The organism is SAR202 cluster bacterium, assembly GCA_009392515.1.
In the GTDB taxonomy this organism is placed as follows: Bacteria; Chloroflexota; Dehalococcoidia; order Lucifugimonadales; family UBA6952; genus UBA6952.
Genome location: VFGE01000020.1, coordinates 90,305 through 105,657, shown reverse-complemented (window position 1 = coordinate 105,657; position 15,353 = coordinate 90,305). Strand labels below are relative to the sequence as shown.

Here is a 15,353-nt window from a genome sequence, read left to right as displayed (position 1 = left end):
TTACTCAGTGAATTTATAAGACTCGTCAGTTTTACATTCCGTTTGTTTGGGAATATGACAGCTGGAGAAATACTATTGCTTATGACATCGTTTTTAATTCCTTTTGCGTTTTCATTACCGTTTTATGGTCTTGAATTGCTTGTAGGAGTAATACAGTCATTGATTTTCTCAGCATTAACTTTAGTTTTCGTATCGATGGCTATTGAGCCTCATCATGGTGAGGGTGAAGACCATTGAAAATAGTGTAATTGAAACTTTGTATACATAATTTAACTAGGGGGTTTTTAATGGAAGGTACAATTGCAGAAATGATTACATATTCAAAATACATAGGTGCAGGTCTTGCTGTAGGTATTGGCATGATAGGTCCTGGTATTGGAATTGGTATGATAGGTTCAGGAGCTTTGAATGCTTTGAGCAGAAATCCTGAAGCAAGAGGTCCTATTGCTACAAATATGATTTTAGCAATTGCTTTTGCTGAGGCTCTTGGTATCTATGCCTTGATTATTGGTGTAATACTAGCCATAGTTGCTTAGTTCATAAGCATAGTTTTACTAATATAGAATACTGGAGTAACTTATGGCAGATTTAGGTTTTCACTGGCCAAGTTTAATAGCTTATTTGTTAAACTTTACTATCTTGTTGATAGTTTTATCTAAGTTCGCTTACAAACCAATATTAAAGATTCTTGATGAGCGATCATCGAATATCAAAGATAGTTTGGAGTTAGCTGATAAAGTGCGTGAAGAAAGTGCACAGCAACAAGCTCAACTAGACGATCAACTTGTAGAAGCTAGGAAACAAGGCCAAGCAATTATTGAGGATGCTCGTTCTGCTGCTGAAAAGCTTAGTGATCAGGAACGAGAAAAATCCAAGAAAGAAGCCGAAGAATTTTTAGTAAAAGCTAAAAGTGATATAGAGCGCGAGCGTGATTCTGCAATGGATGAACTTCGTGCTAATTTTGGTGGTTTAGCAGTTTCAGCTGCTGAACAGATTATTCAACGATCTCTTGATGAGAATACGCATAAAGATATTATTGATAATGTTCTTGAAAATGCATTTACTGATAAAACTGAGGAGTCATAGAATAAATGGCTAAAGGACCCAAGGCAAAAAGGTACGCAGAAGCTGCTTTTCAAATTGCAGAGAACTCAGGTGATTTGCAAGAATGGGCTTCTCAACTATCTGATTTATCTCAATTGATGGCAGATGAATCAGTATATTCTTTTGTGAGTTCTGCAAAAGTTCCATTACAAGATAAACTTTCTGTATTGAACACTACAATGAAAGGTTTTAATCCTTTAATAGGTAACCTTGTTTGTTTACTTGCTATAAGAAATTCAATTGGTTTAATTGGAACTATAACAGAAGAATTTAACAAATTAGTTGATGCTGCAAGTGGTGTGGCGAGAGCAGAAATTTATACGGCAGTTGACTTGAATAAAGAACAACAATCCAAAATCGAAGAGAGTATATCAAAAGGGTTAAACTCTGAACTTCAGGTATCGTATAACAAAGATCCTGAGTTATTAGGTGGGTTAGTTGTCCGAGTTAATGATTTAGTCATTGATGGAAGTATACAAGAAAAATTAGTTGGTCTGAAAAGACAAATTGGTAAATAGTTTTAATTTAAATAACGATAAGAAGATTATTTGAGGTGAATTTATGACGACTAGGGGACAGGATATAGCGTCAGTTATAAAAAAACAAATAGAGGAGTATGGTTCTTCTGCTAGTATGGTAAATGTTGGCGTTGTCACTGAAGTAGGTGATGCAATCGCGAACATTCATGGTCTATCAGGAGTTCAATTAACAGAACTTCTAGAGTTTCCTGGTGGTGTTATCGGGATGGCTATGAACTTAGAAGAGGATTCAGTCTCTGCAGTTATTTTGGGTGACGATAAAGAAATTGCTGAAGGAAACGAAGTTCGATCTACTGGAAGAATAGCTGAGGTTCCAGTAGGAGATACGGTTATTGGTCGAGTGATGAATGCACTTGGAGAACCAATCGATGGTCGAGGAGCTATAACAAGTTCAGAATCTAGACCAGTTGAGAAAGTAGCACCAAACGTGGTAAGTCGTCAGGCTGTTAATACCCCTATGCAGACCGGAATTAAAGCAATAGATAGTATGATTCCTATAGGTCGAGGCCAAAGAGAATTGATTATTGGGGATAGATCTACAGGTAAAAGTGCAATCGCTATTGATACTATAATTAATCAAAAAGGTGGAGACCTTATTTGTATATATGTTTCTATTGGTCAGCGTGTTGCTAAAGTAGCAGCTACTGTTGCTCAGTTAGAAGAGTACGGTGCTATGGATCATACTATAGTTGTAGCAGCAAATGCTTCTGACCCTGTAGCACTTCAATATCTTGCGCCTTATACTGGCTGTGCAATTGGCGAATACTTTATGGACCAGGGGAAAGATGTTTTGATTATTTATGATGATCTATCAAAACATGCTTGGGCTTATCGTCAACTTTCCTTATTATTAAAGAGACCTCCAGGTCGTGAGGCATATCCTGGTGACGTTTTTTATTTACACAGTCGTTTGTTAGAACGGGCAGCACGACTTAGCCCCGAATTAGGGGGAGGTTCGATTACAGCTTTACCAATTATTGAAACTCAAGCAGGTGACGTTTCTGCATATATTCCAACAAACGTTATTTCTATTACTGATGGGCAAATTTATCTTGAAACTGATTTGTTTAACTCCGGAACTAGACCAGCCGTAAACGTAGGTTTGTCTGTTTCAAGAGTAGGCGGTTCAGCTCAAACAAGAGCTATGCGTAAAGTTGCAGGACAATTAAGACTTGATTTAGCTCAATATAGAGAATTAGTAACATTTGCTCAATTTGGTACAGATGATCTTGATGATGCTACAAGAACAAGATTAGAACGAGGACAAAGGATTAGTGAAGTATTAAAGCAACCACAATATGTGCCACTGGCAATGAACAACCAAGTAGTGGTTTTATATGCTGCAATTAACGGATTTATGGATCAAGTTCCGGTTGACACAGTTAAAAAATGGGAAAATGATTTTCTCGCATTTATGGCAGCTAGTCATAATGATATTTTAGAAAGCATTACCACAAATGCAGATATAGATGAAGAAACTGAAACTAAACTTAAGGAAGCTATTGAGGCATTTAATAAAGTCAATCTAGCTTAATATACAGTAGGAATCATATGGCAAATGTAAGAACAATTAGAAGAAGAATTAGAAGCGTTCAAAGTACAGCAAAAATTACTAAAGCTATGCAGATGATAGCAGCATCTAAAATGCGATTTGCTCAACTTGCTACACTTGCTGGTAGACCTTATGCTGAAAAAATAGAGCACGTATTATCTGATCTTGCAGCACAACCTATTGAAGGAGAAGAAGTTCACCCATTGTTGGTCGAGCGTGATATTACAAACACAGCTGTAATTCATATGACCCCTGATAGAGGGCTTTGTGGAGGGTTGCCAGGTAACCTTAATAGGTCATGTGGCGATTATATTCTTGGTGAAAGTTCAATAATAACTACTGTGGCAGTTGGTAAAAAAGGAAGAGATTTCCTTACTAGGACAGGTAATCAACCTATGGCCGTATTCACCGATTTACCTGACAGAGCAACTGTTGAAGATATTATGCCAATTGCTAAGCTCGTCATAGATGGATATATGGATGGGAGTATAGATAAAGTAGTATTGAGCTACCCTCAATTTGTTAATGTAACATTACAAACTCCTATTATTAAACAACTTTTACCAGTGATACCATCAGAATTATCAAGCAATGAAACAGTTGGGTATATATATGAGCCATCAAGTATAGATTTAATGGAATTGCTATTACCCAGATATATTGAGACGGAAATTTATCATGCATTATTAGAATCTAGAGCATGTGAACATTCTTCAAGAATGGTTGCTATGAGAAATGCTACTGACAGTGCTAATGATATGATTGATTCATTAACATTACTTATGAATAAAGTAAGGCAAGAAGCTATTACTACAGAACTATTAGATATAGTGGGCGGAGTTGCTGCTCTAAATTAATTAAAAAGGCGGAATGAAATGGCAGAAAATAAAGGTAAAATAGTACAAATTATTGGTACGGTTGTTGACGTAGAGTTCCCTCCTGACAATCTTCCTGAAGTCTACAATGCTTTGACTCTCGAGCACAATGGTGAAGAATTAGTTCTCGAAGTTGAACAGCATGTAGGTAATAATTGGGTTCGTTGTTTAGCAATGGGTGCAACTGAAGGCCTTGCTAGAGGTATGGAAGTTAATGATACTGGACAACCTATTGCTGTTCCTGTTGGAGATGGGTCATTAGGACGATTATTTAATGTAACCGGTAAGGCACTTGATAATATTGGAGAGGTTGCTGCTGAAGAACATTGGCCTATTCATAGGCCTGCTCCTAGCTTTGAAGATCAAAGTTCAAGTACAGAAATGTTAGAAACAGGAGTAAAAGTTATTGATTTGATTGCTCCTTTTACAAAAGGCGGCAAAATTGGAGCCTTTGGTGGAGCGGGTACAGGCAAAACAGTTATTATCATGGAATTAATTCGAAATATTGCTCAAGTTCATAAAGGTTATTCTGTATTTGCAGGTGTTGGAGAAAGATCTAGAGAAGGAAACGACCTTTGGAATGAAATGGAAGAATCAGGAGTATTACAAAATACAGCACTGGTTTTTGGACAAATGAATGAACCACCTGGCGTTAGATATCGAATTAGCCTAACAGGTTTGACTATGGCGGAATATTTTAGAGACCAACAAAATCAAGATGTTTTATTATTTATAGATAACATATTTAGATATACATTAGCAGGTATGGAAGTATCAGCTCTTTTAGGTAGAATGCCGTCGGCTGTAGGATACCAACCAACTTTAGCAACAGAAATGGGTGCTTTACAAGAACGAATTACATCAACAAAGAATGGTTCAATTACTTCATTTCAAGCAGTCTATGTGCCTGCTGACGATTATACTGATCCAGGTGTCGCTACTACATTTGGACATTTAGATGCCAATATTTCTCTTGATAGGGCAATTTCAGAACAGGGAATATATCCAGCTGTTGACCCATTAGCATCTAACTCAAGAATTCTTGACCCATTAATTGTTGGAGAGGAACATTATCAAGTAGCACGAGGTGTACAGGAATACTTGCAGAGATATAAAGATTTGCAAGATGTTATCGCTATTTTAGGTATGGAAGAATTATCTGAAGAGGACAAATTAACTGTATCAAGAGCAAGAAAACTACAAAGATTTTTCTCGCAACCATTTTTCGTTGCAACTCAATTTACTGGTAGAGAAGGTAGGTACGTTCCAATTCAAGATACTATACGAGGATTCAAGGAAATCTTGGAAGGAAAGCACGACGATTTACCTGAGCAAGCTTTTTATATGGTAGGTGATATTGAAGAAGCTAGAGCTTCAGCTAATAGTTAATTATTTATAGGAGAATTTTTCTCAATGAAATTAGAGATTGTTTCAGCAGAAAAAAATATTTATTCTGATGATGTGCGTGGTGTTGTAGCACCAAGTATAGAAGGCGAAATTGCCATACTTGATAACCATGCTCCTTTATTAACGTCGCTTCAACCAGGAGAAGTTCGCATTATTCAAGATGGATCTGAAGATACTTATCTATATCTTTCAGGTGGGTTTATTGAAGTATTAGGCAACCATGTTACTATTTTAGCTGATGCTGCTGAACGCGTGGAAGAAATAGATGAAGCAAAGGTTCAAGAAGCAATAAAACAAGCTGAAGAAAAGATAAGTACTAGTCAGTCTGATATAGACTTGGCGAACGCTGTCGCTTCAATGCGAAGAGCTCAAGTTCGTCTTAAAATAGTTCAAAAAAGAAGATCATCAAATAGACCACCTTCTGTTTCTTAAGAGTTAATAACTTTCAAGTGGTAAGTTAATGATTGTAGGGAGGCTACAGGGTCAATATTCCTTATAATCATATCTTTGTGATCTAGTGGTGTAAATGGTGCATAATTTAAAACAGCCTTGATGCCCGAATCGTAAAGTAGGTTTAATATATCTTTAGTTACATGAGCTGGTACTGCTACAATCGCAATTTTAATTTTACTACTTTGTAAAAAATTAGCTAATTCTACAATATCCTTTATTTTTATTTTGCCGATCTGTTGGCCAATTTGGTCAACATCTGAATCAAATGCTGCAATTATATTAAATCCTTCAGGTGCAAATCCTGGATAACTTAATAAAGCTTTTCCTAGTCTACCAACACCAATTAAGCAAACCTCCCATTGCAAATTCACTCCAAGTATTTCTCTTAATCTTTTTACAAGAATATTTACAGAATAACCTTTGCCTTGTTTGCCAAATTTTCCGAAATAGCTTAAGTCTTTTCTAATTTGAGCAGGCGTGATTTGAGCTAAGTATCCAAGTTGCTCTGAGCTTACAATTTTTGTTTTATCTAATTGTAGAATACTTAATATATTAAGGTAGTGAGGTAATCTTTGAACAACTACCTCAGGAACGATTATTGAATCTCCTTCGATGCTATAGTTCAATATAATATCCTTCATTAAATTTAAGAATAAAAATAATTGACCTGAAATAATACTTCAATAAAAATACACTATTTTGTTAAAAAAATCACTTTAACTTTTTAATTTAATACTATTTTCTATAAGTTTTGTTGATTCTAATTCTTGTATTATAGATTGAACTTCATTTATCTTTTTTTGAGATCCTAAGTTTCCTTTAAGGGCAATTGTATTGTTGAAAATTTTAATCGATACAAATCCGTCGTGATAAATATTGGCATCAGCTAATTTTTTTGCAAGAGCTATTTCAAGCTCAGAATCAGACACAATATTATTTTCTACTGATAAAATGCCATCAAGAGTTTTTATAAAATCTTCTATAGAAATACTTTGCTCATTAAATTGGCAAGTACCAGATAAATCTGCTACTCCTGAATTCACTTCTACTTTTACATTTGATATTGAAGAATAGTTAGCTTCGTAAAATTTTTTTAATGAGTGATTAGCTTCTTTTGTAGCTAATTCATCTGATAAGTAAATTGGAATTTCGTTTATTGTTATATTTGAATCCAAAGTGGGAGCACCTGAGGTTATATTACTTAACAGTTCATGTTCGACACTTATAATTTTTCTCCCTACTTTTACCAAAAAATAACTTGGTCTGAAAGTATTTTGGTCTATTATCAAACCATAAAGTTGAGATTTAATATTATCTTTGGTTCGAATAATCGTTTTTTTCGAAAAATGGATCATTCCTTTTTGGTTAGATTTTTTATTATCAATTGATCTATTTAATGGTATAAATAAATTTGGTGTCGAGTTATTAATCCTAACATTAATTCCGACTATTGATTTGTCTTTTGTTGAAAACAGTATTTCATTTATCTTGGAGTTTTCTCCAGATTCAGTTTGGTAATTCTCACCAAGTATAAGAGTTTTCATTACCATAATGGCTCCTTTTAGATATTCCTAAACTTCTCTATACTCACCTTCTACAGTTTCATCGTCATCAGATTTTGTATCTTCTTGGTTTTCATTTTCAGGATTTGCAGGTTCTTGACTATAAACGGCATTCCCTAATTCCTGTAAAGTTTGTTGTAAATCATCTAATGAAGATTTGATAGATTCATCATTGTTGCTCTCTAGGGCATCCTTTAATGCAGTTACTTTTGATTCAATTTGTGATTTAAGTTCTTCTGGTACTTTATCACTGTTTTCAGCAAGTGTTTTTTCTGTTGTATAGATTAGATTATCTGCTAGATTTCTTGTTTCAACTGATTCTTTTTTCTTTCTATCATCATCAGCATTTGCTTCCGCTTCTTGCACTAACTTTTCAACATCTTCTTGTGATAGCCCTGAACTAGCGGTAATAGTAATTTTTTGTTCTTTTCCAGTACCTTTATCTTTTGCAGAAACATTTAATATTCCGTTTGCATCAAGATCAAAAGTGACTTCAATTTGAGGTATTCCTCTTGGAGCAGGTAAGATTCCATCCAGAACAAATTTACCGATAGAGTTATTTTCTGTAGCCATACTTCTCTCGCCTTGTAAAACATGTATTTCAACTTTATCTTGATTATCTGCAGCTGTACTGAATACTTCACTCTTAGCAGTTGGAATCGTAGTATTTCTAGGTATTAATGGAGTCATTACTCCACCCAAAGTCTCTATCCCAAGTGAAAGAGGTGTTACATCTAAAAGAAGTACATCTCTAACATCTCCTTGTAAAACACCTGCTTGTATTGCTGCACCAATAGCAACTACTTCGTCTGGGTTTACACCTTTATGAGGTTCTTTTGCAAACAGTTCTTTTACTTTATCTTGTACAGATGGCATACGCGTCATTCCGCCTACTAATATAACTTCGTTAATATCACTAGCTTTAATTCCTGCGTCTTCAATAGCTTTTTTACAGGGTTCAACAGTTTTTGTTATCAAATCGTCAACTAGTTGCTCTAATTTAGCTCTAGTTAGACTCATCGCTAAATGTTTAGGACCAGAGGAGTCTGCTGTGATAAATGGAAGATTGATTTCGCTTTGCATCACATTGGATAATTCTATTTTTGCTTTTTCTGCAGCCTCTTTTAGTCGTTGCAAAGCCATATTGTCATTTTGTAAATCAATTCCTTGGTCTTTTTTAAATTCTTCAATTATCCAGTCAATAATTCTTTGATCAAAATCATCACCACCCAAATGTGTATCTCCATTAGTGGCTTTTACTTCAAAAACGCCCTCCCCAATTTGTAATATCGAAATATCAAAGGTACCGCCACCAAGGTCATATACTGCAATAGTTTGATCTCCCTGTTTATCTAAACCATAGGCTAGTGCCGCAGCAGTAGGCTCGTTTATAATCCTCAATACTTCCAAACCGGCTATTTTACCGGCATCTTTTGTTGCATTTCTTTGACTATCATTAAAATATGCTGGTACTGTAATTACAGCTTGTGTGATTGTTTCTCCTAATTTTGATTCTGCATCTTCTTTTATTTTTCTTAACACCATTGCAGAAACTTCTGGTGGCGACATGGCTTTTTCTCCGAGTACTACAGATACATCACCATTTTTAGAAGCTTTTAATTCATATGGGTATTGATTTGATTCAGATTTAGTTTCTGTATGTTTTCTACCCATAAACCTTTTTATTGAAAATACCGTATTCTCTGGGTTGGTTACTGCCTGTCTTTTTGCAGCTTGTCCGACATATCTTTCATCACTTTTTACATTAACACCAACCACTGAAGGAGTGGTTCTCCCTCCTTCGCTATTTTCTAGAACAGTAGGCTCGCCACCCTCCATAACTGCTGCACATGAGTTAGTTGTTCCAAGGTCGATTCCTATAATTTTAGCCATTGTTTTCTCCTTCGTTTTCGCTAGAATTATTTTCATTTTCTATATTTGTATTATCTTTTTCTTTATTAACATTTCTAATTACAGTTACTTGTGCTGGTCTAATAATTCTATCCTTTAATTCATATCCTTGAGCAATTATATCAGCTATAGTCCCTTCATTCTTTGTGTCATCTTCAATCGCCATTATTGCTTCGTGGTATTTGGGGTCAAAATCCATGCCAGTTTTTGCTGTTTGTGTAATGCCTTCAGATTCTATAAGCTGATTCAAACTTTTTTCTATCATCGATAATCCTTGGTACCAAGAATTATCGTCTGGCATACTACTAATTGCTCTATTAAAGTTGTCGATAATTGGCAGTAAGCTTGATACAAATCTAGATACTATCATTACATAAGTTGCTTCTCGTTCTTCAGTTACTCGGTTTTTGTAATTAATGAGATCTGCTTGAGCCCTTTGTGCAATATTTTTATATTGATCTCTTTCATTGATAATGGTATCTATGTCATCAGTTATAGTTTTTCCATTATCTATTTCAGAGATTTCTGCACTATTTTCATCAGAATTTTCATTTGCTTTATTCATAATACTTACCAGTTTTGTATTTGATGTTAATAAGCGGCTTATTTATCAAAGTGTATATTTGTTTAAGATGAGATTCAAATTCAGTTTTGTGAAAAGATCCAACAATATTATTGATATAGCCTTTAGCTTTTTCTAATTCTTCAAGCGTATGTAAAATAAATTCTACTCCAGATAAATTCATTCCAATATCATCCACTAGGTATTTTATTAATCTAATTTTATTAATATCCTGGATAGAATATAATCTTAGCATTCCTATCGTTCTTGATGGTGAAATAAGACCTGCTCGTTCATATTTGCGCAATGTTTGTGGATGCATAGCTAAAATTTTTGCAGCGACACTGATTATATAAACACCTTCTGTGTCGTGTATCTCGTTAGGATTAATGTTTTTTATGGATAGCTTTTTTTTAACTCTACGTGTTTCTGCTTTATTTATATCACGTAAATCAAGACGAGCAATTTTAGAATTATTTTTGATAGAATTTGTCATAATATTACATATGTTTTATATATAATACATAATAGTTCTTGATATAGACCATGTCAAGGTGGTGCTAGTCTAGAATTCTGATTTTTATTGATTGTGATAAAGGTTCTGAACCAGAGATTTCCCAAGAGCCTTTTAGTGTTATATCCCCATTATATTCAGGAGCCTGTTTTGAATCATATAAGCTAATGTTTTCAACTTCATTTGGATCTACTACTATTGTAGTATTGGATCCAGGAAGTTTTGGGGTGACTTCTATAGAAAGCACTACTGAACTGATATTATTGATTTTTAGTGTAAATTCTGAGGTTCCATAAATTAGTTTTGTATAGAAACCATCTTCATCAAAAGTAACTGACAATGGTTCATTGACCGGGTTATTGCTACATTTACCAGGAGCACATTTGTCTGGTTCAGGAGTTGGGGTAGGTGTAGCTGTATCCTCAGGCTTAGCAGTAGCTTTGGGTTCAGGTGTAGGTTCAGGTGTAGCAATAGATTCGTTAGTTTGAATAGATTCTGGCAAAGCTGTTGGGGTAGCAGTAACATCACCTGCAATAGCATCTCCTACTTTTTGACGTATGTTTTGTACAGCTTCTTTACTTTCGTTTGAGCATGCGGAGAATGTACTGACTATCATAAGAGATATTAGTAACAATTTCATTTTCATAGTAATTTCCATATATTTTCTATATTTCTAATTCTAATAATTATAACTGGGATGATTTAAAATTTAAATCTCTGCTCTTTCCATGGGTCGCCATAGGAGTGGTATCCTAAATTTTCCCAAAATCCCAATTCCTCTGTTTCCATAAAATTAATACCTTTAACCCATTTGGCACTTTTCCATGCATATAATTTAGGGACTATTAATCGCATAGGTCCACCATGCTCTGGAGATAGAGGGTTTCCATCATGTTTATGTGCTAATAATACGTCTTCTTCCAGCAATACTTCAGATGGAAGATTTGTAGTATATCCACCATAGCAATAAATTAAAGCGTGTTTAGCATTAGATTTTAAATTATTATGACCTATAAGCTCTTTTACTCTAATTCCTTCCCATAAATTGTCTAATCGGCTCCACTGAGTTACGCAATGAAAATCTTTAGTTAGTAATGTTTGTTTAAGGGACATTATTTCTTCCCAGTTATAGGAAATTTTTTTATTAACTAATCCATCAATCGTAAAGATCCATTCTGATAAGGGGATATGAGGTATATCTCCATAAGTTAGGACAGGGAATTTATCAGTTAATTTTTGCCCTGGAGGTGTTCTGCTAAGTATATTATGATCTTGTGTTTGCATATCAGCTTGTTGATTATTTTGATACATTTATAATTGTCCTTTGATAGAATAGGATGTAATGATTTATTGTTTTAGTCTATTTATTATTTAAATTCTAGAAAGTATAGCAATTGATAGAGAAAAATTCGATCGAAATTAACAATGTAAGTAAATCATTTGGTTCTAATCCTATTTTAAAGGCTTGTTCTCTAACAATAAAAATGTCCGAAAGATATGTGCTTTTAGGATCCAACGGCTCAGGTAAGACAACTTTAGTTAAATTATTAACAACTTTGTATTCTCCAGATGAAGGAGAAGTTATTATAAATGGATATAATTCATCTAATGATCCCGAAAAAATTCGCGAAACTATTGGATATGTAGGACACAACTCTTTACTTTATGGTGATTTAACTGGATATCAAAATTTAAAATTTTTCAGTAAATTTTATCAAAATACTGATTTTGACACACAATTTGAATATCTTACTAGAATTTTAAACTTTTCAGGTCTGATCAACCAAAAAGTAGCAAAATTATCTCATGGGGAAAAAAAGAGACTTTCTATTATGAAAGCAATGATGAGTAATCCTTCTTTATTGATTATGGATGAACCAGATTCTGGATTAGATGTTGGTTCTATAAATAATTTAACTGATAATTTTTTTCCAAACGCCATTAATGGAAATATGACAGTATTTTTGACGACACACAATTCTGATTTTGCATTATCTGTAGCAAGTACCATTGGTGTTTTGCAGTCAGGAAAAGTGAAATTTCAAGTACAAGATGAAGATCAGTTCCCAAATTTAATAGAAAAATATGAATCAATAAATGAAAGTGTATTATGAAAAATTACATCTTATACATATGGTATATTGCAATAAAAGATATCAGAGCTGAATTGCAACGTAAAGATTTACTTGTTCTTACTACAATTTTTTCGTTTACATGTGTTGTGATCTTTAATATATCCATTGATGTAGCAAATGATTCGTATATTCGTGTTCTTCCAGGAATCTTATGGGTTACAATCTTTTTTACAGCCGTTTTAGGACTTAACCGATTTTTATCTACAGAAAGGGATAGTGGTAATTTTGAATCATTATTACTTCTTCCCATTTCGAGAGATATCTTATTTTTAGGTAAAGTTACTACTCTTTTCTTGTTTATGATAGTTTTGGAAATATTAATTTTTCCTATTTTTACTATCATTTTTAATTTAAATATTATTTACACTCCTATTATTTTAGTTGCAGTATTAACAACTCTAGGAATTTCAGTTATCGGCACAATTATTGGGTCAATGACTTCAAATACAGGAGTTAGAGAAACTCTTTTACCAATATTATTATTCCCTTTAATATTTCCTATGCTACTTGGTGCAATTGAGGTAACAACTTCGGTTTTAAGAGGAGAAACATGGGCTGAGTATAATAAATGGATACAATTATTGGCAGTTATTGATATAATATTTACTATAGTATGTTCGTTTTTGTTTACACACGTCATGAAAGATTATTAATTTAATATTTGAATACACATGAAAATTAAATCTATTTATTTTTTAATAATTACCGCTGCAATAATTATATTTGATGTTGCATTAATCACTTTGTTTGCGCCTACAGAAGTTATTATGGGGCATGTTCAGAAGATTTTGTATATTCACGTTCCAAATGCTTGGGTGGGTTTTCTGTTTTTCTTTTTTGTTTTTATTTCTTCAATAATGTATTTAATAACAAAAAATATTCGTTGGGATTATTTTGGTCAATCAGCAGGAGAAATTGGAGTAATCACAACAACTATTATGGTTATTAGCGGTGCTATTTGGGCTAAGCCTGTTTGGGGGGTATGGTGGACTTGGGACCCTAAGCTTACTACTTCATTAATTATGTGGTTGATGTATATTGGTTATCTAATGTTACGAGCCTATTCTTCTAATATAAGGCAAGGCGCAACATATGCCTCTGTTTTGGGTATTATTTCATTTATTAATGTACCCATAGTTTACATGGCATCAGTGTGGTGGAGAACTGTTCATCCAGAAATGATAATTGGTCCTTTAAAAGAATCAGATGCAGGCCTAACAGCTTCTATGGGATTTATACTCATATATTCAACTTTTGCCTTTACTGTTCTTGGGGTATTTTTACTTGTCAGAAGATTTCAATTAAGGATATTAGAAGAATTGAAAAATTAACTAATACTAGAGGTTAAAATGAATTATTTATTTGCGGTTTTTGCTATAACTTGGGTTGTGTACTTTGCATATTTATTTGTTCTTAATAGAAAGATTGAAGATATTAAAGATGAATTGGATAAAGATAGCTCTATTTAATTTTAAATAAATCATTCCAATTTTGTGCTTGATCAGGGTATTTAGCTCCGAATAAATTAATATGATGATCATCTAAAAGCGGTACGGGGTATTTATCTTTTAAATCTTTTAGTTGGGATTCAAAATTAAGCTTGCTAAGCTTTATATTTTTTGAATGTATTAGTGTTTTAAAGTTACCTAACCCATTTGGGTCAACAAGACTTAACATACCCATCCTGTTTGAATTGATTTCATGTTGATTAAGAGATAAGTTTCTCAATTTACTTAATAAGTACTCAAAACCTTGTTGGTATAAAAATTCTCGCTGTGATATTAAACTACTTGATTCTAAATTGTTTTGTGTAGCTTCGCTTATCAATGCTGAAAAATTGACATGGCAGGTTATGTCTTGTTTACCAGGACTTAAAAAAGGGTTTTGTGACATGGTGTGTTCGAAATAACAAGAAAGGGACCCTTTTTTAAATTTAGACAGTAAATTTTCTGATGTATCTCCATAATCGATATTTACAATAACTCCAGTATCCAAAATAGAGGATAAGTTTTTTAGATATTCAGTGCTTTTTAAAGATATTTCATTAATTTGATTTTCGTCTAGTGAAATACTGTGCTCTTGAAGAAATTCAAAAATCTTATTTGAAGAAACAGGTCCATATGTTTCAAAAAAATCCCCGTCTTTATAATCTACATATATTTCTTTTATTTGATTATTAATCTTTATGATGCGGTGGAATGGGAAAGCATCAAAAACCTCGTTGAGGATGATAATACCCGTGAATTTATTGAAAGGTATGGTGTTACTAATAATTGGACTGAAATTGTTATTAGGTTTTTGGGGTTTTCTAATGTCTATTGTGATGTAATCTATTGAATTGTAAAAATCAGTTGATAAATTTTTTGAATAGTTTGTAATATCGTTTGCTAATTGGTAATTTCCTGCTCCAATTTCCATTATGAATAATTTGTTGTTAAATTGCCTACTTTTCCATAGAGATTCTAAATATAAGGATAGTAGGGCTCCAAATGCGGGATGTGCCATAGGCGAAGTGTAATAGTCATCATGAATAATGATGTCATTTCCCGTATAAAACCCGCCTTTTGGCCAATAGAGACAAAGATCCATATAATTTTCAAATGTTATTGGACCATGTTCTTTAATTCTAGATATTAATTCAGATTTTAAATTTTTCATAAATAGAAAAAAATACCAATTTATATATGTGTTTTAATCAATCTCATATTGACAGTAAATAGATTACAGTGCTAAAGTTTT

At 33.4% G+C, this 15,353-nt stretch carries 20 protein-coding genes; 12 read left to right on the top strand and 8 right to left on the bottom strand.

The genetic code is table 11. The annotated features are described in order from the left end of the window. From FI695_02215 to atpC, 8 genes are all read left to right on the top strand, one after another. A partial coding sequence (locus FI695_02215) for a F0F1 ATP synthase subunit A (GenBank protein ID MQG50779.1) occupies window positions 1–237 on the top strand: 237 nt, incomplete at its 5' end. Between the two features lie 50 nt (window positions 238–287). Then, complete coding sequence (locus tag FI695_02210; protein ID MQG50778.1) at window positions 288–536, top strand: ATP synthase F0 subunit C; 249 nt, start codon at window positions 288–290, stop codon at window positions 534–536. A 43-nt stretch (window positions 537–579) separates the two neighbouring features. After that, window positions 580–1,086, top strand: coding sequence for a F0F1 ATP synthase subunit B (gene atpF / locus FI695_02205; protein ID MQG50777.1), 507 nt, complete (start codon window positions 580–582; stop codon window positions 1,084–1,086). A 5-nt stretch (window positions 1,087–1,091) separates the two neighbouring features. Then, window positions 1,092–1,622, top strand: coding sequence for a F0F1 ATP synthase subunit delta (locus FI695_02200; GenBank protein MQG50776.1), 531 nt, complete (start codon window positions 1,092–1,094; stop codon window positions 1,620–1,622). A 43-nt stretch (window positions 1,623–1,665) separates the two neighbouring features. Continuing rightward, window positions 1,666–3,177, top strand: a complete 1,512-nt coding sequence (locus tag FI695_02195) for a F0F1 ATP synthase subunit alpha (GenBank protein ID MQG50775.1) — start codon at window positions 1,666–1,668, stop codon at window positions 3,175–3,177. Window positions 3,178–3,194: 17 nt separating this feature from the next. Continuing rightward, complete coding sequence (gene atpG / locus FI695_02190) at window positions 3,195–4,052, top strand: ATP synthase F1 subunit gamma (GenBank protein MQG50774.1); 858 nt, start codon at window positions 3,195–3,197, stop codon at window positions 4,050–4,052. Between the two features lie 18 nt (window positions 4,053–4,070). Then, on the top strand, window positions 4,071–5,459 hold the full coding sequence (gene atpD / locus FI695_02185) for a F0F1 ATP synthase subunit beta (GenBank protein ID MQG50773.1): 1,389 nt from the start codon (window positions 4,071–4,073) through the stop codon (window positions 5,457–5,459). A gap of 24 nt (window positions 5,460–5,483) precedes the next feature. Beyond that, window positions 5,484–5,909: a F0F1 ATP synthase subunit epsilon gene (gene atpC, locus FI695_02180; GenBank protein ID MQG50772.1), complete on the top strand. Its 426-nt coding sequence runs from the start codon at window positions 5,484–5,486 to the stop codon at window positions 5,907–5,909. Here the strand turns inward: atpC and FI695_02175 are convergent. The 7 genes from FI695_02175 to FI695_02145 form a co-directional block, all read right to left on the bottom strand. Continuing rightward, entirely contained in the window at window positions 5,906–6,571 is a 666-nt protein-coding gene (locus FI695_02175; GenBank protein ID MQG50771.1) for a redox-sensing transcriptional repressor Rex, read from the bottom strand. The two genes, atpC and FI695_02175, sit on opposite strands and share 4 nt — an antisense overlap. 75 nt (window positions 6,572–6,646) lie before the next feature. Next, entirely contained in the window at window positions 6,647–7,480 is an 834-nt protein-coding gene (locus tag FI695_02170; GenBank protein MQG50770.1) for a BON domain-containing protein, read from the bottom strand. Between the two features lie 21 nt (window positions 7,481–7,501). After that, entirely contained in the window at window positions 7,502–9,385 is a 1,884-nt protein-coding gene (dnaK, locus tag FI695_02165) for a molecular chaperone DnaK (GenBank protein MQG50769.1), read from the bottom strand. Further along, on the bottom strand, window positions 9,378–9,968 hold the full coding sequence (locus FI695_02160; GenBank protein MQG50768.1) for a nucleotide exchange factor GrpE: 591 nt from the start codon (window positions 9,966–9,968) through the stop codon (window positions 9,378–9,380). Before FI695_02160 ends, dnaK begins: the two co-directional genes overlap by 8 nt. Beyond that, window positions 9,961–10,461 (bottom strand): MerR family transcriptional regulator, encoded by a 501-nt coding sequence (locus FI695_02155; protein MQG50767.1) that lies wholly within the window; start codon window positions 10,459–10,461, stop codon window positions 9,961–9,963. Before FI695_02155 ends, FI695_02160 begins: the two co-directional genes overlap by 8 nt. Window positions 10,462–10,525: 64 nt before the next feature. Continuing rightward, window positions 10,526–11,125, bottom strand: a complete 600-nt coding sequence (locus tag FI695_02150) for a hypothetical protein (GenBank protein ID MQG50766.1) — start codon at window positions 11,123–11,125, stop codon at window positions 10,526–10,528. Between the two features lie 56 nt (window positions 11,126–11,181). After that, window positions 11,182–11,763: a sulfite oxidase-like oxidoreductase gene (locus FI695_02145; protein MQG50765.1), complete on the bottom strand. Its 582-nt coding sequence runs from the start codon at window positions 11,761–11,763 to the stop codon at window positions 11,182–11,184. Between the two features lie 110 nt (window positions 11,764–11,873). Here FI695_02145 and FI695_02140 point away from each other — a divergent pair, with 110 nt between their 5' ends. From FI695_02140 to FI695_02125, 4 genes are read left to right on the top strand one after another with little or no spacing between them, the layout of a single operon-like run. Beyond that, a complete protein-coding gene (locus tag FI695_02140) occupies window positions 11,874–12,593 on the top strand; it encodes an ABC transporter ATP-binding protein (protein MQG50764.1) in 720 nt (239 codons plus the stop codon). Then, entirely contained in the window at window positions 12,590–13,267 is a 678-nt protein-coding gene (locus tag FI695_02135; protein ID MQG50763.1) for a hypothetical protein, read from the top strand. The genes FI695_02140 and FI695_02135 overlap by 4 nt, the downstream gene beginning before the upstream one ends. Window positions 13,268–13,285: 18 nt before the next feature. Continuing rightward, on the top strand, window positions 13,286–13,945 hold the full coding sequence (locus FI695_02130; GenBank protein MQG50762.1) for a cytochrome C assembly protein: 660 nt from the start codon (window positions 13,286–13,288) through the stop codon (window positions 13,943–13,945). A gap of 18 nt (window positions 13,946–13,963) precedes the next feature. Then, entirely contained in the window at window positions 13,964–14,083 is a 120-nt protein-coding gene (locus FI695_02125; GenBank protein ID MQG50761.1) for a CcmD family protein, read from the top strand. Here FI695_02125 and FI695_02120 read toward each other — a convergent pair. Further along, window positions 14,076–15,272 carry a hypothetical protein gene (locus FI695_02120; protein MQG50760.1) on the bottom strand — a complete coding sequence of 399 codons (1,197 nt, stop codon included), beginning with the start codon at window positions 15,270–15,272 and terminating at the stop codon, window positions 14,076–14,078. The genes FI695_02125 and FI695_02120 overlap by 8 nt on opposite strands. Window positions 15,273–15,353 lie beyond the last annotated feature (81 nt).

Bases quoted from the DNA above. Each gene is read 5' to 3' on its own strand.
- FI695_02210 (MQG50778.1), top strand. From the start codon at position 288: ATGGAAGGTACAATTGCAGAAATGATTACATATTCAAAATACATAGGT.
- atpF (MQG50777.1), top strand. From the start codon at position 580: ATGGCAGATTTAGGTTTTCACTGGCCAAGTTTAATAGCTTATTTGTTA.
- FI695_02200 (MQG50776.1), top strand. From the start codon at position 1,092: ATGGCTAAAGGACCCAAGGCAAAAAGGTACGCAGAAGCTGCTTTTCAA.
- FI695_02195 (MQG50775.1), top strand. From the start codon at position 1,666: ATGACGACTAGGGGACAGGATATAGCGTCAGTTATAAAAAAACAAATA.
- atpG (MQG50774.1), top strand. From the start codon at position 3,195: ATGGCAAATGTAAGAACAATTAGAAGAAGAATTAGAAGCGTTCAAAGT.
- atpD (MQG50773.1), top strand. From the start codon at position 4,071: ATGGCAGAAAATAAAGGTAAAATAGTACAAATTATTGGTACGGTTGTT.
- atpC (MQG50772.1), top strand. From the start codon at position 5,484: ATGAAATTAGAGATTGTTTCAGCAGAAAAAAATATTTATTCTGATGAT.
- FI695_02175 (MQG50771.1), bottom strand. From the start codon at position 6,571: ATGAAGGATATTATATTGAACTATAGCATCGAAGGAGATTCAATAATC.
- FI695_02170 (MQG50770.1), bottom strand. From the start codon at position 7,480: ATGGTAATGAAAACTCTTATACTTGGTGAGAATTACCAAACTGAATCT.
- dnaK (MQG50769.1), bottom strand. From the start codon at position 9,385: ATGGCTAAAATTATAGGAATCGACCTTGGAACAACTAACTCATGTGCA.
- FI695_02160 (MQG50768.1), bottom strand. From the start codon at position 9,968: ATGAATAAAGCAAATGAAAATTCTGATGAAAATAGTGCAGAAATCTCT.
- FI695_02155 (MQG50767.1), bottom strand. From the start codon at position 10,461: ATGACAAATTCTATCAAAAATAATTCTAAAATTGCTCGTCTTGATTTA.
- FI695_02150 (MQG50766.1), bottom strand. From the start codon at position 11,125: ATGAAAATGAAATTGTTACTAATATCTCTTATGATAGTCAGTACATTC.
- FI695_02145 (MQG50765.1), bottom strand. From the start codon at position 11,763: ATGCAAACACAAGATCATAATATACTTAGCAGAACACCTCCAGGGCAA.
- FI695_02135 (MQG50763.1), top strand. From the start codon at position 12,590: ATGAAAAATTACATCTTATACATATGGTATATTGCAATAAAAGATATC.
- FI695_02130 (MQG50762.1), top strand. From the start codon at position 13,286: ATGAAAATTAAATCTATTTATTTTTTAATAATTACCGCTGCAATAATT.
- FI695_02125 (MQG50761.1), top strand. From the start codon at position 13,964: ATGAATTATTTATTTGCGGTTTTTGCTATAACTTGGGTTGTGTACTTT.
- FI695_02120 (MQG50760.1), bottom strand. From the start codon at position 15,272: ATGAAAAATTTAAAATCTGAATTAATATCTAGAATTAAAGAACATGGT.